Annotated in this window: 18 protein-coding genes; 11 read left to right on the top strand and 7 right to left on the bottom strand. The window is 68.9% G+C overall.

The window, feature by feature from the left end; translation table 11 throughout:
• Positions 1-51: 51 nt before the first annotated feature.
• Genes asnB through ACW5F0_RS00910 form a run of 3 tightly spaced genes read right to left on the bottom strand, consistent with a single transcriptional unit; the run spans position 52 to position 3,367 of the window.
• Positions 52-1,989: an asparagine synthase (glutamine-hydrolyzing) gene (gene asnB, locus ACW5F0_RS00920; RefSeq protein ID WP_456998836.1), complete on the bottom strand. Its 1,938-nt coding sequence runs from the start codon at positions 1,987-1,989 to the stop codon at positions 52-54.
• A 47-nt stretch (positions 1,990-2,036) separates the two neighbouring features.
• On the bottom strand, positions 2,037-2,648 hold the full coding sequence (locus ACW5F0_RS00915) for a class I SAM-dependent methyltransferase (protein ID WP_456964163.1): 612 nt from the start codon (positions 2,646-2,648) through the stop codon (positions 2,037-2,039).
• 5 nt (positions 2,649-2,653) lie between these two features.
• Positions 2,654-3,367: a J domain-containing protein gene (locus ACW5F0_RS00910; protein WP_456998835.1), complete on the bottom strand. Its 714-nt coding sequence runs from the start codon at positions 3,365-3,367 to the stop codon at positions 2,654-2,656.
• Positions 3,368-3,626: 259 nt separating this feature from the next.
• On the opposite strand from ACW5F0_RS00910, the gene ACW5F0_RS00905 reads away from it, so the two are divergent.
• The 11 genes from ACW5F0_RS00905 to ACW5F0_RS00855 are packed head-to-tail and all read left to right on the top strand — an operon-like array spanning position 3,627 to position 16,070.
• On the top strand, positions 3,627-4,721 hold the full coding sequence (locus tag ACW5F0_RS00905) for a polysaccharide deacetylase family protein (RefSeq protein WP_456998834.1): 1,095 nt from the start codon (positions 3,627-3,629) through the stop codon (positions 4,719-4,721).
• A complete protein-coding gene (locus ACW5F0_RS00900) occupies positions 4,721-5,995 on the top strand; it encodes an O-antigen ligase family protein (protein WP_456998833.1) in 1,275 nt (424 codons plus the stop codon). Before ACW5F0_RS00905 ends, ACW5F0_RS00900 begins: the two co-directional genes overlap by 1 nt.
• Positions 5,992-7,542, top strand: coding sequence for an oligosaccharide flippase family protein (locus ACW5F0_RS00895; RefSeq protein WP_456998832.1), 1,551 nt, complete (start codon positions 5,992-5,994; stop codon positions 7,540-7,542). Before ACW5F0_RS00900 ends, ACW5F0_RS00895 begins: the two co-directional genes overlap by 4 nt.
• Positions 7,539-8,894, top strand: a complete 1,356-nt coding sequence (locus ACW5F0_RS00890; RefSeq protein ID WP_456998831.1) for a phenylacetate--CoA ligase family protein — start codon at positions 7,539-7,541, stop codon at positions 8,892-8,894. The genes ACW5F0_RS00895 and ACW5F0_RS00890 overlap by 4 nt, the downstream gene beginning before the upstream one ends.
• Positions 8,891-10,000: a glycosyltransferase gene (locus ACW5F0_RS00885; RefSeq protein WP_456964157.1), complete on the top strand. Its 1,110-nt coding sequence runs from the start codon at positions 8,891-8,893 to the stop codon at positions 9,998-10,000. Before ACW5F0_RS00890 ends, ACW5F0_RS00885 begins: the two co-directional genes overlap by 4 nt.
• Positions 9,997-11,157 carry a glycosyltransferase family 4 protein gene (locus ACW5F0_RS00880; protein ID WP_456998830.1) on the top strand — a complete coding sequence of 387 codons (1,161 nt, stop codon included), beginning with the start codon at positions 9,997-9,999 and terminating at the stop codon, positions 11,155-11,157. The genes ACW5F0_RS00885 and ACW5F0_RS00880 overlap by 4 nt, the downstream gene beginning before the upstream one ends.
• An 8-nt stretch (positions 11,158-11,165) precedes the next feature.
• Positions 11,166-11,807: a polysaccharide deacetylase family protein gene (locus ACW5F0_RS00875; RefSeq protein ID WP_456964155.1), complete on the top strand. Its 642-nt coding sequence runs from the start codon at positions 11,166-11,168 to the stop codon at positions 11,805-11,807.
• Complete coding sequence (locus tag ACW5F0_RS00870; protein WP_456998829.1) at positions 11,804-13,000, top strand: glycosyltransferase; 1,197 nt, start codon at positions 11,804-11,806, stop codon at positions 12,998-13,000. The genes ACW5F0_RS00875 and ACW5F0_RS00870 overlap by 4 nt, the downstream gene beginning before the upstream one ends.
• A 5-nt stretch (positions 13,001-13,005) precedes the next feature.
• Positions 13,006-14,217: a hypothetical protein gene (locus tag ACW5F0_RS00865; RefSeq protein WP_456964153.1), complete on the top strand. Its 1,212-nt coding sequence runs from the start codon at positions 13,006-13,008 to the stop codon at positions 14,215-14,217.
• 43 nt (positions 14,218-14,260) lie between these two features.
• Positions 14,261-15,040 carry a polysaccharide deacetylase family protein gene (locus tag ACW5F0_RS00860; RefSeq protein ID WP_456998828.1) on the top strand — a complete coding sequence of 260 codons (780 nt, stop codon included), beginning with the start codon at positions 14,261-14,263 and terminating at the stop codon, positions 15,038-15,040.
• 28 nt (positions 15,041-15,068) lie between these two features.
• On the top strand, positions 15,069-16,070 hold the full coding sequence (locus ACW5F0_RS00855; protein WP_456998826.1) for a glycosyltransferase family 2 protein: 1,002 nt from the start codon (positions 15,069-15,071) through the stop codon (positions 16,068-16,070).
• A 32-nt stretch (positions 16,071-16,102) separates the two neighbouring features.
• On the opposite strand, the gene ACW5F0_RS00850 is transcribed toward ACW5F0_RS00855, so the two are convergent.
• From ACW5F0_RS00850 to ACW5F0_RS00835, 4 genes are all read right to left on the bottom strand, one after another.
• Entirely contained in the window at positions 16,103-17,227 is a 1,125-nt protein-coding gene (locus ACW5F0_RS00850) for a glycosyltransferase family 2 protein (RefSeq protein ID WP_456964150.1), read from the bottom strand.
• A 156-nt stretch (positions 17,228-17,383) separates the two neighbouring features.
• Positions 17,384-19,183 carry an FG-GAP repeat domain-containing protein gene (locus tag ACW5F0_RS00845; protein WP_456998825.1) on the bottom strand — a complete coding sequence of 600 codons (1,800 nt, stop codon included), beginning with the start codon at positions 19,181-19,183 and terminating at the stop codon, positions 17,384-17,386.
• Positions 19,180-20,835, bottom strand: a complete 1,656-nt coding sequence (locus ACW5F0_RS00840) for a hypothetical protein (protein ID WP_456964148.1) — start codon at positions 20,833-20,835, stop codon at positions 19,180-19,182. Before ACW5F0_RS00840 ends, ACW5F0_RS00845 begins: the two co-directional genes overlap by 4 nt.
• A gap of 206 nt (positions 20,836-21,041) precedes the next feature.
• Positions 21,042-22,196: a glycosyltransferase family 4 protein gene (locus tag ACW5F0_RS00835; RefSeq protein WP_456964147.1), complete on the bottom strand. Its 1,155-nt coding sequence runs from the start codon at positions 22,194-22,196 to the stop codon at positions 21,042-21,044.
• Between the last annotated feature and the right edge of the window lie 153 nt (positions 22,197-22,349).

Below are 22,349 nucleotides of genomic sequence, written 5' to 3'. Positions count from 1 at the left end.
AGCGGCTATAGCCGCGATGGCCGGCAGTCCCGATCGCAGCTGTAGCTGCTCCTACACGGCTCGCGGGCGGTTGCGCAGCAACAGCAGCGTCGACAGCACGCCGACGAAGGCCTGGTTGTCGGCGAACCCCACGACCTTGCCCGCGCGCGCCTTGGCGAACAGCCGCGTAATCGCCTTGACGTCGAACAGGCCGCTGGAGCGCAGGTTGTCCTCGGCGAACAGGTCCGCCACGTAGTCCAGCGGCTTTCCATCGACGAAGAAGCTGGCGCTGTCCGGCGCGCGGTAGGGCTGCTTGGTGCGCCGCGCGATGTCGTCGGGCAGCAGGTCCGCGAGCGCAAGGCGCAGGATGTGCTTCTCCGTCAGGCCACGGATCTTCCACGAAGGCGGCAGCGTGTTGGCGAACTCGATCAGGGTGTGGTCCAGATAGGGATAGCGTCCCTCGATGGAACCGGCCATGGCGGCCCGATCACCCTGCGCGGCAAGCAGGTAGCCAGCCATCAGTGTCTTGGCTTCGACGTACTGGTCGCGCGCCAGCGGCGACCAGTCGAGGATGTTCGCCGGCAGGCGCGACTCGGCGAACGCCAGCGCGTCCCAGCCCGCGGCCTGCGCGCGCAGCTCCGGCGACAGGAAGGCGAAGGCGCGCTGCGACGTGGTCCAGCGCGGCACGTGCGCAAAAATCGCGCGGTCGATGTGCTCCCTGCCCTGGCCGAAGAACGAGGCGGCGAACGCCGGATTCGCCGCCGGCGAGTTCTCCAGGTAGCCATACAGCCGCGACAGCAGCTTCGGGCGCAGCGTCGAGTCCGGCTGGCGCGCCCAGAAGCGCCGGACCTTGGCTTCCTTGAACAGGTCGTAGCCGCCGAATACCTCGTCGGCACCCTCGCCGGTCAGGACCACGGTGTAGCCGTGGGCGCGCACGGAATCGGCCAGCAGCATCAGTGGCACGGCCGCAGTGCGCAGCACGGGCGTCTCCGCGTGCGCGACCAGGCGGGGGAAGGCCTCGCCGATGTCCCTGGTCGAGATGCGCAGCATGGAGTGGTCGGTGCCCAGGTGCCGGACCATGGCCAGCTGGTGCTCGCTCTCGTCGAACTCCGGCTGGTCGAACGCGACCGAGAAGGTGCGCACCGGGGTTGTCGTGAAGCCCCGGGCCAGCGCGACGATGCCCGAGGAGTCCAGTCCACCGCTGAGGTAAGCCCCGACCGGCACGTCGGAGCGCAGCTGCAGCCGCACCGCGTCGATGAGCCGTTCGCGCAGCTCGCCAGCCGCCTGCTCCACGCTGACGAAGCGTTCCGGCCGCGTGGCAGATGCATCCGGGAAGGTCCAGTCCCAATAGCGGCTCAGGGTTTCGCGACCGTCGGACTCGACGGCCAGCACGTGGCCGGGCGGCAGGCTCTGGACGTCCTCCCATGCGGTATCGGGATCCAGTGGCGCCCAATATGTAAACGCCTGCAGCAGTCCGCGCACCGACAGCCGCGCGCGCTCCGGCACGGCCGCGAACAGGGCCTTCGCCTCCGACGCGAACCACAGTGCGCCATCCGCCCTGGTCCAGTACAGCGGCCGGATGCCCGCACGATCGCGCGCCAGCACCAGCCGCCGGCGCGCGCCATCCCACAGTGCGATCGCGAACTGACCGTTGAGGTGTTCCACGAAGCGGTCACCGTAGCGGTCGTACAGGTGCACGATCACCTCGGTGTCCGAGCGCGTGTAGAACACGTGCCCGCGGGCCTCGAGGTCGGCCCGCAGCTCGACGTAATTGAATATCTCGCCGTTGAAGACCGTCCACACCGTCCGCGCCGGGTTGTGGATCGGCTGGTCGCCGGTGGCCAGGTCGATGATCGACAGACGCGCATGCGCAAGGCCCACGCCGGGCGCGACATGGAAGCCGTAGCCGTCCGGCCCCCGGTGCGCGAGGGTGTGGATCATCCGCTGCAGCAACTCGCGTTCGTCGCCGCCCCGCACCGGTTGGCCCAGGTAACCCGCCAGCCCGCACATGCGTCAGCCCCTCCTGCGCGCGAGGCCCGCGCGTGGCAACGGAGCAGTCATTCCGGGTTTCGCCACCAGCACACCAGCCAGGTCTCGCCGCGGTGCTGCACCCAGTCCTTGTGCAGCCCCGGAATCTCTTCCAGGTGCGGGCCGACACGCGCCAGCGCGGGGGCGAAGAAGGTGACCAGGCAAGCGCGGCCAAGGTGGTTCATGCGCGCCAGCGTCGCCGGGATGTCCTTGATGTAGTACAGCACTTCGCAGGCGACCACGAGGTCGAAGCGCCCCGGCTGTTCGCCCCAGGGCTGGTGGTGGATGTCGGCCACCGCGAACTGCGCGTCCGGGGCGCGCACGCGCGCGCGCTCGATCGCGATCGGGCTGACGTCGATGCCGTGCACCTCGTCGGCCAGTTCGCGCAGGGCCAGCGTCTGGTGGCCCTCGCCGCAGCCCACTTCCAGCAGCGTCCGCACGCGTCCGAACGTGCGCATGGCCAGGGCATTGGTCGCGGCGAACCGCGCCTGCTCCAACTCGGATTCCATGCCCCAGGGATCGCCGAGCCGGTAGGCCAGGTCGAGGCGCCCGTAATCGTCGGCGCCACCGACGCCGCGCATCGCGTATTTCATCCACGTGCGGCGGACGGCCTTCCTCAGCTTCGCGTTGAACCGGTTCATGTGACTCACCACTGGCTGCTCGACGCGCCGACGACCTGCGGGCAACGGCGCGTGCCGGCGTTCGTCCCCGAGGCCGCCGCGTCGGAGGGGCGGGACCGGGACGCTTTCAGCGGACGCAGCGGCGAACTGTACCAGTCAACGACCTCCGCACATTCGAAGCGCACCCACGACGACCCGTAGTGCCAGTGGGTGTCTCCGAGTTCGCGGCTGACCGGATCGCCCAGGATCGCGACCACGTCATGCGCGGGCATTCCCAGTCGCAAGGCCATGGCCGTGGGGTGCGTCATTTTCCGTTTGTCTACGGCAACACCATCAGGAAATCCCGGCAGTGGAGCGTCGGTGCGCGAAAGCCACCAGACGAGCAACGCCGCCAGCAACAAGATGCCGTACACGACCATCCTCGGCGGCCTGCGCGTCTCCGGCTCCGGCTGCACCACATCCTCTTCCATCCATTGCTGCGGCCCGACAGGATCGCGGCGGCGCTGCGTTGAAGGCGCCGGCGGCGCACCGGGCAGGCGCCCGTAATGGCGATGGAAATCGAGTGCGGCGGCGTAGCCGTGGTTCAGGGCCTTGAGTTCGTCCTCGCCCGAATCACCGCTTCTATCGGGATGCAGGTCGGCAACCCTGCGCCTGTAGGCCAGCCTCAGACCGTCCAGCGAGCAGTCGGGTCCGATGCCCAGCTCGCGGTACAGGACGATGAAGTCTGTCTGGTCGGTCATCGCATGGCTCAAGGGGCGATTGATTCTTGGCAGCGTACGCGAAAGCAGCCGCCTGCCGGCCACCCGGCACCACGTCGCGCGATGGCGGCACTTCCGCCGACAGCCTATATTCCCACGCAGCGTTCGCGCCACGACGGCGGGGGAACGGACGCTCGCACGATGATCCGGATCCTGTCCGCAATCGCCACCAGAGGGAGCCACGTGCGCCGCGCCCGGCGCGGGCAGCGGCTTGCCAGCGTCCGGGTTCGCCCGTCGACCCATGTCGAGTGATCCCGCCACCGCCGCGGTACCCGATCCGCACGCGGCAACGGGCCAACGCCAGCGGCTTGCGGCCCGCGTCCGCGCCTGGCGGCTGCTGCCCGCCCTGCAGACGGTGCGCCGCCTGTTCCGGCGTGACCTGCGGGTGCTTGCCTACCATCGTGTCCGCGACATCGACCACGGCTTCGCATTCGACCCCGCCCTGGTCAGCGCATCGCCAGTCGACTTCCGCAAGCAGATGCGGCACGTGCGCGACCGGTTCCACCCGGTCACCTGCCGCGACGTGGTCGCCGCGCTCGACGGTGGTCCGGCACTGCCGCGCGATGCGGTGCTGGTGACGTTCGACGACGGCTACGACGACAACCATGCGATCGCCTTCCCGATCCTGCGCGAACTCGGCGTCCCCGCGACGTTCTTCGTCGCCACCGGCCACATCGACACCGGCCTGCCCTACGCCTATGACTGGCTGGCGCACCTGGTGGTGACGATGGCGGCCGACCGGCTGCGCCTGCCGGGACTGGGAATCGATCTTCCGCTGCCGCCGGACCTCGACGCGCGGCGCGCGGCCGCCGGCACGCTGCTCGACCGGCTGAAGTATCTCGACGATGCCGGCCAGCAGGCCGTGATCGGCGGGCTCGAGCGCGACTGCGGTCGTCCGCGGACATCCGGGCACCTCGACTGCCGCCCGATGACCTGGGACCAGCTGCGCGAAATGCAGGCGGGCGGCATGGAGATCGGTGGCCACGGCGTGCACCACCGCATGCTCGCGAAGCTGCCCGACGCAGCGCTGCGCGACGAGGTGGCCGAATGCCAGGCCCGGCTGACCGCCGAGCTGGGCGTGCCTGCGATCGCGATTTCCTATCCGGTCGGCGGTCCCGACACCTTCGATGCGCGGGTCATCGACGCGGTCCGCGCGCAGGGGTTCCGGGTCGCCTTCAGCTACGTCAACGGCGTCAGCGTGCCGCAGGCCGGCAACCGCTACCAGCTGCTGCGCACGGCCGTGGAAACCCATATCGACCCGGCCTGGTTCGAAGGCATTCTCGCCGCGCCAGAGCTGTTTTCGCATTCGTCCAAGCTGAGGAAGTACCCGAGGTGATGCTGTTCCTGTTGACCTGGCTTGGCCTGGTGCTGATCCGCCCCCAAGAGTACCCCGCGCTGGTCGATCTCGGGATCCCGATCCTGCCGATCGCGATGCTGGGCGCGCTCGGCACCTGGGTGATCAGCAACGAGCGGAGGAGGTTCAACCAGCCGACCTACCTGCTGTTCGCGGCGTTCATCGTCGTGGCCCTGTTCACGGTGGTTGTCAATGGCTGGGCCGGCGGCGCCGTGGTCCGCTTCTTCCAGTTCCTACCGACCCTGCTTGCCCTGGTGCTGATAGCGCAGGCCAGCTACCTGCAGAAGAACTGCTTCCGGATCATGTGGGTCATCGCGCTGTGCGCGGTCGTGTTGACGATCCACGGCATCGAACAGGTGAAGCTCGGCCAGGGGTGGACCGGCATGCCGACCGTGCAGGACGGGCGCATCCAGTACGTCGGCATCTTCAGCGATCCCAACGACCTGGCCATGTTGTTCATCATCGCAATCCCGATGGCGCTGCTGATGGCCGGTCGCGGCGGGGCACTCGGAATGCGACGCCTGTTCTGGTGGTCGGTGGCGCTGCTGCTGCTGTACGGCGTGTACCTCACCGACTCGCGCGGCTCGTTCCTCGCCGTGATGGCCATGGCGGGCGTGTGGCTGTGGCTGCGTCGCGGCCTGGTCGTCGCCGGCACCCTGGGTGCGGCGGGCATGGCGGGCCTGATGATGCTGCCCACCCGCATGCAGGAACTCGACGCCGGGGAATCGTCCGCCTACGGCCGCATCGAAAGCTGGTACGACGGCATCCAGATGTTCACCGCCAACCCGCTGTTTGGCGTCGGCATCGGCAACTTCACCGAGCACACCTTGCTGACGGCGCACAACTCGTTCGTGCTGGTGCTGGCTGAAACCGGGATCATCGGCTACACGATCTGGCTGGCGATGGTGGGCTACTGCTTCCTGATGCCGGTCATGGTGCTGCGGCTGCCCGCGACCATGGCCGATCCCGAACACCAGCGCCTGTGGACGGAAGAGCGGCGCATGGCGATGACGATGCTGATCGCAATGGTCGGCTTCTTCGCCTGCGCCTTCTTCCTGAGCCGCAGCTACGTGATCCTGCTCTACATCCTGCTGGGCCTGGTGACGGGCTGGTATGGCGGCGCGCAGGAGCGCTGGGCCGGCCTGCCGGTCTTCGACGTGAAACGCGACTGGGTGAAGTGGTGCGTGTTGTCGGTTGCCAGCGCGGTCGCACTGTGGGTGCTGGTCAAGGTCCTGTTCGTCATGGCGGCGTCATGAGCACGCGCAGCCAGGTCATCCGCAACACCCTGTATTCGTCGGTAGGCATCTATACCGAGTACTTCCTCGGCATGCTGACGTCGATCATCATCGCGCGGCACCTGGGGCCCGCGGACTTCGGCGCCTACAGCCTGGTGATCTGGCTGGTGGCCACCGGCGTGGTGGTCACCAACTCGGGGGTGTCCAGCGCGGTCATCAAGTTCGTCGCCGAGTTGCGCGGCGCCGGCCGCGATGGAGAGATCCGCGCACTGCTGTCTTGGGCCAGGCGCGTGCAGGCGGGCTTCCTGGCGGTGGTGCTGGTGACCGGAGCGGCGCTGTTCATGCTGCAGGGCCAGCGGCTGATGCCCGGCTTCAGCCATGGCGTGCTGCTCGCGATCCTGCTCGCAACGACCGTGTTGCGCGCGATGTACATGTTCAACATCAGCACCGCGAAGGGTTACGAGAACTTCCGCGTAACCGCCGCGATCGCGGTCATCGTGGCGCCGCTCAACCTGCTGATGATCCTCGTGGTCTGGTGGCTGGACGGACCGATGGAATGGTTTCTGGGGTCGTTCACCGCGTCGAGCTTCCTGTTCTGGTGGATCTCGCGCCGACAGGTCGCGCCCCTGCTCCCGCCTCCCGGGGCGCGGGAGCCGCTCGACGCAGCGACCCGCAAGCGCTTGCGGAGCTACACGTCGCTGGTCGCGGTCACCGTGGCGGTCAGTTTCATCACCGCCAGCGAAGTCGAAGTCCTGTTCCTGACCCTGTTCGATTCCACGGCCTCGGCCGGCCAGTTCAAGGTCGCGTTCCAGCTGTCGAACGGCGCGCTGCTGCTGGTCCCCGGCGTGTTCGGCGCGCTGCTGCTGCCGATGATGGCCAAGGCCTTGGCCCAGGGTCGAGAGATCGCGGGCCGGCGCCTGTCGATGTCGACCACCTACCTCACTGCGCTGGCGGCGCCGCTGGTCGCCTACGGCATGGTCTTCGCGCACGAGATCATCGGCCTGCTGTACGGCCCCGCGTTCTCGCCCGCCGCCCCCATGTTCGCCGTCTGCCTCCTCGGAGGCGCGGTGGGCGTGGTGTGCCAGGGCGCGTCCAGCTACCTCCTGGGCGCGGACCGGCAACGCACGCTCATGATCGCCGTCATCGCCTGTTCAATGGTCAAGGTCGGGCTCGACGTGGCCCTGATCCGCCAGTTCGGCCTGGCGGGCGCGGTGGCCGCCTTCGCCGCGACCAGCACGCTGATGGGCGCGCTGCTGGTCATCCTTGCGCTGCGTTACAGCGGCGCAACCCTGCAATGGGGGCGCATCGCACGGGTCGTGGCCGCGGCCGCGATCGCGGGCGGCGCGGCCTGGCCCCTACGGGGCCACCTTGCGGACCTGCCTACGCTGTTGATCGGCGGCGCTATGCTTTCCGCGCTGTACGCAGCCGGGACCGTATTGCTCGGTTTCTGGAGCGCGGCGGACCTGCATCATTTCCAACACCTGCACGCGCGCCTGGGCAAGGGCCGGCCGGCGTTCGTCGGCCGCCTCCTGGGCTGGGCCGTGCGCCGCGCGGAGACCGCCGCATGAGCCTTTACGAACACGCGTTCCGCCATGCCCTCCTTCCCTCGTACGAGGCGGTGCGGGGACGCCACACGCTGCGCTACCTGGGCGAGTACGAAGCCAACCAGTGGCGCTCCCCGGAAGAGATCGCGGCCATCCAGTGGACCAAGCTCAAGGCACTGGTCGCGCACTGCTGGGACGACGTGCCCTTCTACCGCGAGCGCTGGCGCGCGGAGGGGTTCGAGCCGGGCGACCTCGGGTCGATGGATGATTTCGCACGCCTGCCGGTGCTCACCAAGGCCGACATCCGCACCCACAACGACGACCTGAAGGCGCGCCGGTTCCGCGATGGTCTGCTGTACAAGGCCACCGGCGGCTCCACCGGCGAGCCGCTGCGCTTTGGCTTCACCCGCGAAAGCAACGACCGCCGCACCGCGGTGATGTGGCGCGGCTATCGATGGGCAGGCGCGCGGATGGGCCGGCGCACGCTTTACCTGTGGGGCGGCGCGGTCGGCGATCCAGGCCGTGCCACGCAGCTGAAGGAACGGCTGTACCACGCCGCCTTCCATCGCCGCATGCTCAACAGCTTCCTGATGCGCGAGGACAACATGGCGGCCTATGCGGACGCGATCGCGGCCTGGCGACCGGACGTGATCGTGGCCTATGTCGATCCGATTTTCCGTCTTTCAAAGTGGCTGCTTGCGCAGGGCCGCAGCATCCCGGGGGTGGTTTCGGTGCTGGGCGCCGCGGAGGCGCTGCACGACTACCAGCGACAGGTCATCGAAGCCGCGTTTCCAGGCGCGAAGGCCTACAACACCTACGGGTGCCGGGAATTCATGCTGATCGCCTGCGAAGCGGAGGATCGCGACGGGCTGCTGGTCAACGCCGACCACCTGGTGGTCGAGCTGGTGAACGCGGCACGGGGCGACGACGGCAACGAGACCGGGGAACTCGCCATTACCGACCTGCACAACATGGGCATGCCCTTCATCCGCTACGTCAACGGCGACATCGCCAGCCGCAAGGATCCCTGGCACGCCACCGGACGGCGCGGACTGCCGCGCCTGAGCCGGATCGACGGACGGCGCCTGGATGCCATCCGCACCACCGACGGCCGCGTGCTGCCGGGCGAATTCTTTCCGCACATGCTCAAGGATGTCGCCGGCGTGCGCCGCTTCCAGGTCGTGCAGGAAAGCCTCGAGCGCTTCACGCTCAGCGTGGTGCCCGGCCCCGAATTCGGCGCGGAGCAGGAAGCCTATGTGAGGCGCGAGGTCTCGAAGGTGCTTGGCAACGATGCCAGCCTCGACCTCCAGCGCGTCGACGACATCCCGCTCACCGCCAGCGGCAAGTTCCGCGTGACCGTGTCGAGGCTGCCGTGAGGATCAGCCATATCGTCGACAACCTGAATCGCGGTGGCCTCGAGCGCGTCGTCATCGATCTCGCGCGCTCGCAGGCGGCCGCGGGGCATGACTGTCAGGTCGTCTGCCTGTTCGAGGCGGGTTCGCTGGCAGGGGAACTCGCCCCGCACGGCATACCGGTGATCGCATGCGGAAAGCGCAAGGGCGCCGACCCGCGCGCACTCTGGCGACTGCGGCGGGCACTGGCGTCGCAGCGCACCGAAGTCCTGCACAGCCACAACGGTGTCCCGCACTACTACGCGATGGTCGCCGCGCTCGGCCTCGGCCTGCACCGTGTGGTGAACACGCGCCACGGCATGGGCGATGCCAGCGCGGCCAGTCGCAGGGAGTGGCTGTTCCGGCAGTCGATGCGCAGGACCGACGTCGCGGTCGCGGTGTCGCATGCGGCCGGGCAGCGGCTTGCCGACAATGGTCTGGTCCCGCCGCACAAGCTGCACGTGTTGCCCAACGGCATCCACGCCCACGCCTTCCACGAGCGCGATGCCGGGCTGCGCGCGCAGCTGGCCGCACGCCTGGGGCTGGCCCCCGACACGCAGCTGGTGGGCTTCGTGGGCCGCCTCAACTGGGCCAAGGACCTGGGGACCATGGTCGCCGCCTTCGCCCAGGTCCATGCCAGGCACCGCGACGTGGCCCTGGTGCTGGTCGGGGAAGGCGACGACCGGGCCCTCGTGGAAGCCGCGATCGCCCAGGCCGGCATCGGCGACCGCGTCTTCCTGCTGGGCGACCGCAACGACGTGCCCGAGCTGCTTCCGGCGTTTTCGATGTTCGCGATGTCGTCGATCTCGGAGGGCTACTCGATCGCGCTGCTTGAAGCCTGTGCCTGCGCGCTGCCCATCGTGGCGACGCGGGTCGGGGGCAACGGCGAGATCGTCACCGACGGCGTCAACGGCCTGCTCGTGCCCGCACGCGACCCGGGAGCGCTGGCCAACGCGATCGACAGCCTCCTGGGCGATCCGGAGCGCGCCGCGGAGATGGGCCGCGCGGGCCGCGACTGGCTGCTGTCGAATGCGACCTTCGACGTGATGGCGTCGCGCTACCTCGATGTGTACGCGAACGGGCGCGCATGAAGATCCTTGCGCTGACCAACCTGTTCCCCAGCGCGTGGGATCCGCTGCGCGCCAGCTTCAACCGCCAGCAGTTCGACAGGCTTGCCCGGTTGCACAGCCTCGAGGTCATGGTCGCGGTCGACTTCCGCGAGCGCCGACGGGGTCCGCGCGGCGTGGCGCCCGTGCTGGAGCACGCGCGGACCTCGGACTTCACGTTCTGGTATCCGCCGCGCATCGGCCGCTGCCTGCACGGGATGGCCTGGTATGCCTCGCTGATGGCGCAGCATGGCGCAAGGCTGCGACGCGAGCGCTACGACCTGCTCTTCGCCAGCTGGGGCTACCCCGACGCGGTGGGCACGGCGCGGCTGGCCGGGACGCTGGGGCTGCCGTACGTCGTGAAGGTGCATGGCAGCGACCTCAACGTGCAGGCCAACTATCGCCTGCGTCGGCCGCAGATCGCAGCTGCGCTGCGTGGCGCGCGGGCGGTGGTGGCGGTCAGCAGCGCGCTTGCCGACAAGGCGCGCGCCCTGGGCGCCGCGAAGGATCGCGTCCACCTGCTCTACAACGGCGTCGACGGTGCGTGCTTCCGCCCCGGGGACCAGGCCACGGCACGCGATGCGCTGGGCCTCCAGTCCGACGCGCGGCTCGTCCTCTACGTCGGCAACCTCAAGCAGAGCAAGGGCTGCCTCGACCTGCTCGAAGCGTTCCCCGCGGTCCTTGCGCGGCACCCCCGGGCGCGACTCGCCTTCGTCGGGAGCGGTCCGGCCGGCCCGGTGCTCGAACGGCGCGCGCGCCAGCTTGGCGTCGCCGACCGGGTGCAGCTTGCGGGCGCACGCCCGCACGAAGAGCTGCCGGCCTGGATGCAGGCGGCGGACCTGCTCAGCCTGCCCAGCCACAACGAAGGCGTGCCCAACGTCGTGCTTGAAGCGATGGCCTGCGGCCTGCCCGTGGTCGCGAGCGACGTGGGTGGCATCCCGGAAGTGCTGCCCGCGCATGCCGGCGTGCTGGTGCCCGCGCACGACCCGGCGGCACTCGCCCTTGCCCTCGCCGATGCGCTGCAGCGCGACTGGCAGCGCGACGCGATCATCGAACATGCCGGCACGTTCCGCTGGGACGACAATGTCCAACGCCTCGACCGCATCCTGCGCGATGCGGCCAGCGCCCCCCTCCCCGGATGAGCCCACCCGTGCAGCCCCGATCCCGCAAGACACGCCTGCTCGGCCTCCTGCCCGCGCGCCTGGTGACCACGCGCGCGCCGGCCCGTGGCAGGACGCTCCACCTGACCTTCGACGACGGCCCGCATCCGGAGTTCACACCGCCCGTGCTCGACCTGCTCAAGGCACACGGCGCGACCGCAACCTTCTTCCTGATCGGCGAACGCATCGACCGGCATCCCGAGCTCGTGCGCCGGATCCTCGACGAGGGCCACGCCCTGGGCAACCACTCCTGGAGCCACCCGCGGATGGGCGAGCTGCAGCTGTCCGCCCAGATCGACGAGATCGCACGCACCGACGCCGCACTGTCCGCATTCGACGGTCGTCCGACGCATCCTTTCCGCCCCCCCTGCGGCGCGCTGCCGGCGAACCTGCTGCTCCACTTCGCCCGCGTCGGCCGCACCATCGCGTTCTGGTCCTACGACAGCCTCGACTACCGGCTGCTGCCAGCGCCGACCCTGCTGGCGCAGATCCGCAGCGATCCGCCACGGCCGGGCGACACCGTGCTGATGCATGACGACACCGCCGCGACGGTGGAGCTGCTGGCCGATCTCCTGCCACAGTGGCACGCAGACGGTTTCGCGGTCCGCGCCATGCCGGAGGGCCGCGGATGAAGGTCCTCTACCACCACCGCACCCAGGGCCGGCGGGTCGAAGGCGTCCACATCCGCGGCGTGGCCAACGCGCTGCGCGAGCTGGGCTGCGAGGTCAGCGTGCTGTCGTTCCCCGGTGCCGATCCGGAGGTCGCGCCGGGAAGCGAAACGGTTCCAGCCACGGCGGCCGGAGCCACCGCGGCGCCGGCAGAGGACAAGGGCCGCCTCGCCGGCCTGGTCAGCCGCCTTCCGGGCGTGCTGTTCGAGTTCGCCGAGCTCGGCTACAACCTCGTCACCTGGTGGCGCATCCGCAGGGAGGTTTCGCGTGATCCGCCCGACTTCATCTACGAGCGCTACTCCCTGTTCCTCTTCATGACGGTGTGGATCGCGCGACGGCGCGGCATCCCGGTCATCCTCGAGATCAATGACTCGGCCGTGGTCCAGCGCCTGCGTCCGCTATGGCTGAAGCCGCTGGCCCGGCGCATCGAAGCCTGGTGCATGACCCGCGCCACGGGCATCGTCTTCATCTCCACCTATTTCAAGGATCTGCTCACCACGCAATACGGGCAGCTGCCGCCGTCGGTGGTGTCGCCCAACGCGGTCGATGCCCGTTTCGACCCTGCGTGCCACGACCGCGACGCGCTGCGCCGCCGGCACGGCCTCGAGGATCGCGTCGTCTGCGGCCACATGGGCGTGTTCGCCCGCTGGCACGGCGTGCCGGCGTTCGTCGAGGCGATCATCGACCGGCTGCACGAGGCGCCCGCGCTGACCCTGCTCATCATCGGCGACGGCGCCGACCTGCCGGCCGTGCGCCGCGAAGTGGAAGCACGCGGACTCGGCGACCGCGTTCGCCTGCCCGGCCGTGTGCCGCACCACCAGATCCCCGAATGGATTGCCTGCATGGACTACGCCTTCCTGCCCGACTCCAACGAGTACGGATCGCCGATGAAGCTGTTCGAACTGATGGCGATGGGCGTGGCCGTGGTCGCGCCCGACTACGAGCCCATCGGCGAAGTCATCGACTCCGGCGCAACCGGCTGGCTGTTTCCCCGCAAGGACGTGCAGGCCTGCGTCGACCAGGTAATCGATCTGTGCGACCGCGCGGACGAACGGCGGCGCGTGGGCGCAGCGGCGCGCGCCTATATCGAGCATGAGCGACGTTGGCGCAACAACGCCACGCAGCTGTTGTCGCTGGTACCGGGAGCCGGACGGTGATGGACATGACCCCGTTGTCCTGGATGGCCGCGGCGTTGCTTGCCACCGTGCTGGTCGCTGTCCTGGTGGCCGGGCTGGTGGTGGCGCGCTTCATCCGCGCGCGCAACATGCAGATCTGGCTGCCGGCCTATCTGCGCCGCAGGGCGCGGCCAGCGCACGCCGGCCCGACCCACGTGATGTTCTGCTTCGTCGACCATTACGAACCGATGCACGGCAATCCCGACCTCGAGACCCAGCGCGCGCGGGTCGACCGCTGGTGCCGCGACTACCGCACGCTCGCCGACCGCCACCGCGACGCCGATGGCCGCCCTCCGCAGCACGGCTTCTTCTACCCGGAAGAGGAGTACCTCGAGGAACACCTGGCCAAGCTGGAAGCGCTGTGCCGCGACGGCTATGGCGAGCTCGAGGTGCACCTGCACCACGACAACGACACCGAAGCCAACTTCCGCGAGTCGATCACGCGCTTCAAGCAGCTCCTGCACGATCGCCACGGTGCCCTGCCCCGGCATCCCGGCACCGGTGAACTCATGTTCGGGTTCATCCACGGCAACTGGTGCCTGGACAACTCGCGCCCCGACGGCCGCTGGTGCGGGATCGACAACGAACTGATCCTGCTGCGCGAGCTGGGCTGCTACGCCGACTTCACCATGCCCTCGGCGCCCAGCGACACGCAGACCAGCACGATCAACTCGATCTACTACGCCACCGACGATCCGCTGCGGCCGAAGTCGCACGATCGTGGCGTGCCCGTGCGCGCCGGAGGAACCCCCTCGGGCGACCTGCTGTTGGTGCAGGGCCCGGTCGGACTGAACTGGCGCGACCGCCGGCACGGCGTCGTGCCGCGGGTCGAGAACGCGGACATCCGCGCCAACTACCCGCCCACGCCGGCGCGCGTCGACGGTTGGGTCGAGACCGGCATCCACGTCGAAGGCCGTCCCGAGTGGATCTTCATCAAGATCCACACCCATGGCGCGCCCGAGAAAGAGGCGGACGTCGTGCTCGGTCCGGCGGTGGACGCGATGTTCAGCCACCTCGGGAAGCACTACAACGACGGTGAACGTTTCGTCCTGCACTACGTCAACGCCCGCGAGGTGTTCAATATCGTCAAGGCGGCGGAAGCCGGCCATGGCGGCAACCCGAACGATTGGCGCGACTTCATCCTGCCGCCTCCGCCCAACCGGCGCGTGTCCGCGGCGGCCGGTCCGGACGCCCCATGAGCACGCGCCCGTCCTCGTTGGCGAACCACGGAAGACACTCGCCTTGAGGGTCGCGAGCCTCATGTACCACGACGTGGTCGACGCGGGCGCGGACGACGCAAGCGGTTTCCCGGGTCCTTCCGCGGCCTCGTACAAGCTGCCGTGGCCCGAGTTCGAAGCACAGGTCGCTCGCCTCGCCGCCAGCGGACTCGCCTTCCCGCGCGTGGACGCCGCCGACGCGTTCGAGCCGGGCGCCTGCCTGCTGACCTTCGACGACGGCGGCGCCAGCAGCCTGGCCGCGGCGCGGCTGCTCGACGCACACGCGATGACCGGGCACTTCCTCATCACCAGCACGCGCATCGGCACGCCCGGCTTCGTCAGTGAAGCCGACCTGCGCGCCCTGGCCGCGGCCGGGCACGTGGTCGGCAGCCATTCGCACACCCATCCGGCCGACATCTCGCGCCTTCCCGCCGCGGCGATGTCGGCCGAGTGGCGTGACAGCGTGGATCGCCTCGCCGATGTCCTTGGCGTGCCCATTGAAGTCGCATCGATTCCCGGCGGCTTCTATTCGCCGGCGGTCGCGGCGTCCGCCCTTGCCTGCGGAATCCGTTATCTCTTCACATCGGAACCCACCACTGTCGTGGCCAAACGGGGACAGGGGCTGCTCATTGGCCGCTATGCGCTCCAGCGCGGCATGGACGCGGAAACCGTCGCTGCGCTCGCGCAGGGCACCGGTACCGCACGACAGCGGCAGTGGCTGCTGTGGAACATGAAGAAGCCTGCGAAGCGCTGGGCCGGGCCCGCGTACCGTTGGCTGAGGCGACGCAACTTCGGGGGAGCCTGACGCCCTGACTCACACAGGAAGCAAACGGATGAACCAGGACGTCACCATCATCATCACGCCCCGCGACCGCTACTCGGGGCTCGACGAGTGCGTCGATGCGGTCTACCGCCACACGCCGCAGCCGTTCCGGCTGTGGATCATGGACCTCGACTACCCCGCCTCGATCATGGATCCGGTGCGCAAGCGCCTGCAGGGGCGACCGGAAGTACGCTTCTTCGCGCTCGGGCTGCGCACGCCGATGGACGCGCTGCGCGAGGTTCAGCCACTGATCGATACCCCTGCCGTGGTCCTGCTCGACAACGATTCGCGCGTCACCGAGGGCTGGCTGCCGCCGCTGCTCGACGCCATGGCCGACGGCCATGCCGTGGTCACGCCACTGATCCTCGAACGCGAAGGCGTCGACCGCGGCGCCCCGCTGCGCAACCACCTCTATACCGGCGAACTGCGCGTGGTCGACGTCGAGGGCACGCCCTACCTCATCGAGCACAAGCACTTCCGCCGCACCGAGGTACCCGACCTGCCGGACGAACGTACGGGGACCGGCACCTTCGAGCTGCATTGCGTGCTGTTCGAAGGCGACGTCTTCAAGCGCATCGAGCTGCCGTCGATGGTGATCCGCGAGCACCTCGACATTTCGCTGCAGGTCGCGGCGATGGATCGGAGCATGGTGGTCGAACCGAAGTCGGTGATCCACTTCGACAACCTCGGCACGCGCATGGCGCTGTCGGACATGCGCTTCTTCTTCTACCGCTGGGGCCGGAAGCTGACCAGCCCGTCGTCGCGCCTGTTCGAGCGGCGCTGGGGCTACAACTTCTATTCCGAGCAGTCGATGTACAACTGGGTCGTGCGGCGCAAGGCCTTCCTGGTCGCGCGCTGGCTGGGCGCGCCGATCGGCATCGCCAACCGCGCCACCCAGGTCGCAAAGAAGCTGTTCTGCAAGGACTGGGATCCGCTGCCCGATCCCGATGCCGCCTCACGTCCGTTGCTTGTCACCGGCGTCCCGCTCCAGCGCAGCCACGACCTGCACTGAACTCCGGGCGCCCCGGCACGCCGGGGCGCGCCTCACCACAGGTGCAGCCTACGGTTCCCGATCCAGGTGAAGAACGCCTGTGCGGCATAGAGGTTCATGTGCGCGAACGCGGACGCGACCCGCACCGGCAGCAGGGCCGCCATCGAAGGAACGGCGCGCGCCAGCACCACCAGCGTGGCGAACAGTGCGAGACCCGCGGCCGCCAGCAGGTAGACGCCGTGGAGGCCGGCCAGCGAAACACTGGCGACCGCCGATGCCAGCAACAGCCATGGCGACAGCAGGCGCAGCAGCTTGTGGCTGACGAATCGCAGCCACGCCGGATTGACGCCGGGCACCAGCAGCCACGGCGCCAGCGACACCAGCTGGAAGTTGCCGGCCAGCGTGCGCAGCTTCCGTCCGCGTTCCTGGGCGCTGCTTTGCGAAGGCCGGTCCCAGGCCACGGCGCCGGCCTCGAGCACCACGCGATGACCCGCGCGCAGGACCTGCATGGGCACGAAGACATCATCGAGCACGGTGCCCGGCGGCACCACCGGGAAGAGCCCGCGGCGCACCGCGTACAGCGCGCCGCTGACCCCGATCGCCGACCCGGAAGCGCTTTCGGCCAGGCGGATCGCCTTCTCGTACCGCCAGTACGCGTCCACGCTGGCGGCGAAGCCCGTCGCCGCCTCCTCGAAGCGCAGCTCGCCCGCCGCCACACCGACGGCCGGGTCGCCGAGGCAGGCCACCAGCCGCCGCAGCACGTCGATCTCCAGGCGCTGGCGGACGTCCACCATCAACAGCAGCTCGCCGGTGGCCGCCACGACCGCATCGTTGAGGCAGGCCGCCTTGCCGCGCCGTTCGGCGAACTCGAGCACCGTCACCGCGCGTCCGACATGGGCGCGGGCGATCGCCGCCGACGCATCGCTGCAGCCATCGCATGCCACCACGATATCCAGCCGATCGGCCAGGTAGTCGAGCGCTTCCAGGTTCGCGAGCTTGATGCCGAGATCGGCGGCGCCGTTGTGCACCGTCATCACCACCGTCACGGTCGGCAGTGCACTGCCGCGCACCACCGGCCTGGGGCGCACGCGGGCCAGCACAAGGACCAGGGCGGGATAACCGACATAGGTGTAGCCGAGCAGCAGCGCGGCAACCCAGAACACGATGGTGGCGATCATGGCATCCCGCGCGGCACCCGCTGAGGTTGGACGCAGGCGGATCGGTGATGACGACCGGGATCCGCCCCGTACCTGCTACAAACGGAAACCGCCCGGGAATGCGGACCCGGGTTCAATCCCGGGCCACGGTGCCAAGTGCGCGGGAACGCCGTCCGGCTACTGCAGTTCGGTCAGGACGTTGCGCAGCCAGAGCTGGAAGCCCCGCCACCAGACAAGCGCCCTCGGCGTGATCCACAGCACGCGACCGGCCATCGCCGCGCCATCCTGCACGGCACCCGACGGCGCCGCAGTACCCGTAGCGGTGTCGACGATGGCTGGAGCCGTCGCAGACGCCGGTGCGGGGCCGGGCCCCATGGTGCCTTGCGGCGCGATCCCCGGGATGAGCGGCGCCGAGCCGTGCAGCGGCTTCAGTGCAGGCGGCGGCGGAGGGGGTGGAGCGAGGCTGCAGTTCTGCGGCGCCTGCAGCGGCCAGCCATGTCCCGGCTGCCATCCGGTGAGCATGCAGCCGTTGCGGTAGACGATGACTTCCTGGTTGCTGGCGACATTGGGGAAGCGATGGACCGGCCCGCCGTTCGGGAAGCGGACCTCCAGGTCGGCGGCCTGCAGTGCGCCGAGGCCCGTATGCAGGTGGGTCTGCGGATTCTGCTCCGCGGCCACCACATGCAGGTGCGACAGCAGCTGGGTGGTCCCCGGCCGATACCAGCGCACGCTCGCGCCGACGCCGTCGCTGTTGCCGCCGCCGCCACGCACGCGCACCTTCATCCAGCGGTTGCCGTCCGTGCTGGTGCCGTTCCTCCACAGCCCGATGTTGCTCTGGAACTGCGTCTTGATGATGTCCAGGCGGCCATCGTTGTCGAAATCGGCGACGTCGGCACGCGGCTTGCCGGACTGCCAGCCCCCGGGGCCATCGCCGGACGAGGTCCCGAAGTTGGTGGTGGTGGACGCAGTGAACGTCATGTTGCCGTTGTTGCGATACAGCCTGACCGAGTCGCCCACGCCGGCGACCATCAGGTCCTGGTGGCCATCGTTGTCGAAGTCGGCGGCGATGATGTTGCCGTAGTCGCTTGCCGACACGCTGGCCAGGCCCGACCCTGCCGACACGTCGGCGAAGCCGCCGGAGCCGTTGTTGCGGAAAAGAACGCCGCGGGTGCTGTTGCTGAACTGCGGACCGTCCAGGTAGAACAGGTCGAGGTGTCCGTCATTGTTGAAGTCGGCCAGCAGGATCTGCATGTTCTGGCCGCCGGAGAACGCCGGTACGGCCACCCAGCTCAGCACGCCGCCGTCGTTGCGCCAGTAGCCGCCGTTCGCCGGCTGCACGATGTCCGGCCAGCCATTGCCGGTGACGTCACCGACGACCTGGTAGGCGCTGTTGCCCGTCGCCGGCCGCAGTTGGGCGCCCGTCGCGATGTTCGACACGTGCCGTTTGTCGGTGATCAGTTCGAGGTTGCCGCTCCCGGTGATGTCCGCGAACGCGCAGTAGCCTTCGCAGCCGTTCTCCTTCGCGGCGAAGCGCGGCAGGAAGGCGCCGGCCGTCGAACCGTTCCGGTAGCGGGCGCCCATCGCGCCGCCATGGCGGCCCCAGAAATCCTGCTTGCCGTCGCCGTTGAAGTCGAGTCGCGTGACCCAGCCCGAGATGAGGGGCTGGCCTTCGATGTAGTACCTGGCGTCGCTGTTCTGGACGTACTGGAAGGTGCCGCTGCCGTCGCAGCGATTGTTCCAGAGCCGGGTGGTCGCGCCCCAGTCGCTGTGCGACACGATGAACGCATCAGGACAGCCATCGCTGTTGAAGTCGACGAACAGCGCGTCGAAGCGGTAGTTCGAATCGTGCAGCGTGTCGATCCGCTGCGACGCTTCATTGGTGAATGTCAGTGGTCCCGCGGCCCTCGCATCCGTACTGGCGCCGATGACGCCAAACAGCAGCGAAGCCGCGATCGGTAAGAGGTGGCGTTGATTCAATGCACTAGCAACCATGTGGACTCCGGGTTTCGATTTTGCCAATTGAATGCGCGTGCGGTGTGCGAGACCGATGCGCAAGCGGGGTTGAGATATCGGGAAAGCTGTTCGGCCCGCAGCGACAGCGCGCGCTGCCACTCCGGGTCCGTCTCGAAGTGGCGCGCCGCGGCGATCGCCATCAGAAGCTCGGGATTGTGTGCATCGGATCCATAGCCTTCGCTGTCCTGGATCCGGACGATCGTCTCTTCCGGCGCGGTGCCCGACGAGAAGTACCAGCCGACGATGCCGCCGACGTTGCACGTCGAACGCCAGTTGCCGGCCAGCGTGTCAGGCGCGAAGCCATGGCGGTCAAGGTAGCGGCCGAAATCGCGCAGCATCACCGGGATGCGCTCGTCCTGCGTCACCAGCCAGGCGCGCCACAGTCCGCCAACGATGTTCGCGCTCATCCAGGGCGAAGCCCCGCGGACATCCGTCGCCGGGTCGTAGGTGCTGCCTTCATGCGCCTGCCAGGAATGGGTCCAGGCGCCGGTGACCGGATCGCCTTCGGGCGGCGCCTGCTGGTGGTCGTGCAGCCAGTCCAGCACGTCGACGATGTGCTGCTTCGTCGCCGGCGAGCCCGTGAGCTCGTAGGCCGACACCAGATGCTCCAGCGCCAGGCCGGTGTTCCGCTCGGTCCATGGCTGGCCGGCGCCCTTGTAGGGGCCCAGCGGCTGCCCCCATCCGCCCTTCACCTGGTTGTCGACCATGTGCTGCACGGTGGCGGCGCCGAGCCGGGTATCGTCGCCCGCCAGCGCCACCAGCAGCAGGTGGGGGGTGATGTAGCTGTACTTGGTGTCGCAGGCGTTGACGCCGTCCAGCTCCCAGCCACCCGTGCAGTCGGGCCAGCCGCCACCGCGCCCTGCGGTCTTGATCCCGGACAGGTAGAACGTCGCCGAGTTGTAGAACTCGGCGAAGACCTCCGGACGCCCGTTGCGCACGTACTGCAAGCCGATCACCGACGCGCGATCGAACAAAAATCCGTGGGTCCCGGTATAGGCGACATCCTTCGCCCACTGCCATTGGCGGTCGATGTAGCGGTCATAGGGCTGCTTGCGGTCGTACGCCAGCTGATGCCCGGCGATACGCGAGCGCACCAGCCACTGCGGGTCCAGCGTGGCGATCACGCGCGGAACGGGCGCGCCCATCTTGCCGGGCCGCGTGCCCCGGTCATACGGCTCCTCGTCGATCGACGCCGTGCGCCGCTGGTCGGTGCGGAACGCGTAGTTCCGCCGCGGGTCGGCGAAGAACTGCACCTTGACCGCGCGGATGCTGTCGTCCAGCCAGTACCAGCGCAGCGTCGGCTTCACGAACGCCGGGACTTCCGCGCCGTCGGCGTCGATGATGCGCACCAGCGCAGCGTCACCCAGCTCGCCGGGCGCGAACGGAATTCCAAGGCTCACCAGTTCGCGGTCGAGAACCTTCGCGTTGGGCGTCAGCTCGATCGTGCGTGGCAAGGCCTGCGGTGACCCGGCCACGGACGTCGCCGCGCCGGCCCTGATGGTCGTGGACTCCGTGACCTGACAGCTCGCAAGCGCTGGCAGCGCCACGAGCGCGCACAGCCAGAGTGCGCGGATGACTGCGCGACTGATGCCATGGCTATGGTGGAACGACCGCATGTGGGTAGGTGTCTCCAGCCGTCGCGTGCCTCACGGCCCACGGCAGTACGGTGATGGAACCAGTTCCCCAAGCGGCCAGTATATGAATGCAACGGCTGCCGCAAGCAAATGCAATCCCCATCCCGTGATGGGGATCACAGTTGGAAGTCAGGAATTCGACAGGCGGGGCAGATGAAGGGGCGCAGCGCGACCCCGACACGCTGGCGTCAGACAGCCGGCGGAACAGCCCCCCGGGGCTCGGGACAGGGGACGCCTGAGAGCCGCACGTAGGTCTGCAGGTAATCCTGTGCGTAGCGCCGCTGGCTGAACTGACGATGCGCGTGCTCGATCGCCTCGCGGGCGAACGCCTGCCGCCGTGGCTCGTCGGCCGCCAGTTCCTCGAGCGCATCGGTCAGCGCTTCCAGCGTTGCGGTCGGCGCCAGCACTCCGGTCCGGTAGTCCACCACCACTTCCGGAATGCCACCGACCCGCGCCGCCACGACCGGCACCCCGCAGGCCTGGGCTTCGGCAAGCACCAGGCCGAAGGCTTCGCGGCGCGCACCGTGAATCAGCACGTCGAATCCCGGGAACCAGCATTCGGGATCGGTCTGGAAGCCGAAGAAGGCGATGCGCCCGGCGAACTCCGGCGCGACCAGCGAACGGATGTGCGATTCCTGGGCGGCGTCGCCGCTGCCCAGCACCGCCAGCCGCGCATCGCGCCCGGGATTGCGCCGCAGGAACTCCTGGAACGCGCCAATCGCGAGATCGACGCCCTTGTCGGCGCCGAAATGCCCCACGGCGCCGAGCAGCAGCGTGTCCTCCGTCGCGCCCGCCAGCCGGCGGGTGCGCTCGCGCAGGGCGGGATCGGGCTTGAACCGGGCGAGATCGATGCCGAGCGGGATGCACGACACCTTGCCTGCACCGAAATAGTTGTTGTCGATGTAGTGCTGCCGCCGTTCCCGGGATGCCGCGACCACGGCGCCCACGCGCAGGCCCACGAAGGCATTGCGCAGGCGGTCCCGCAGGCGCGCCGACTCGAATCCGCGGGTCCGATGGAAGGTCATCAGCAGCACGGGACCACGACACGGCATCGCCAGCGCGGCCATCGCCTCGCTGGCAGCGTCGTGCGCATGCACCACGTCGATGGCGTGCTCGCGGCAATAGTCCGCCAGGCGGCGGAGCGCAGCGATGTCGAACACGCCCTTTCGATCCAGGCTGAAGCTGTTCTTGAACAGGGCGCGCTCGGACGGTCCGGAGCCGAACTCGTCCAGGCATCCAAGATGGCTGCTGACGCCCAGTTCCTGGAGCCCCCGCGCCAGCGCCGCGATCGCCTCGCGCCTGCCGCCGTTGTTGTAGGACAGGGTCAGGTGCAGGACATTCATCGCGGCGACCGCCGGCAGCGTCCATCCGCCAGGGAGGGCGCAGGGAGGATGGGGTTTGCGGGGGATCGGAATGAAGCGCAGCTCATACAGGGGCGAAGCCGCCTTGTCTTCTCGATTCGTTCACGCGCGAAATTCCGGCTTGGCAGGTCACAC

Source organism: Luteimonas sp. A534 (assembly GCF_054072805.1).
Note: the sequence above shows the minus strand (reverse complement) of the source record. Positions and strands in the feature narration are given on the sequence as shown.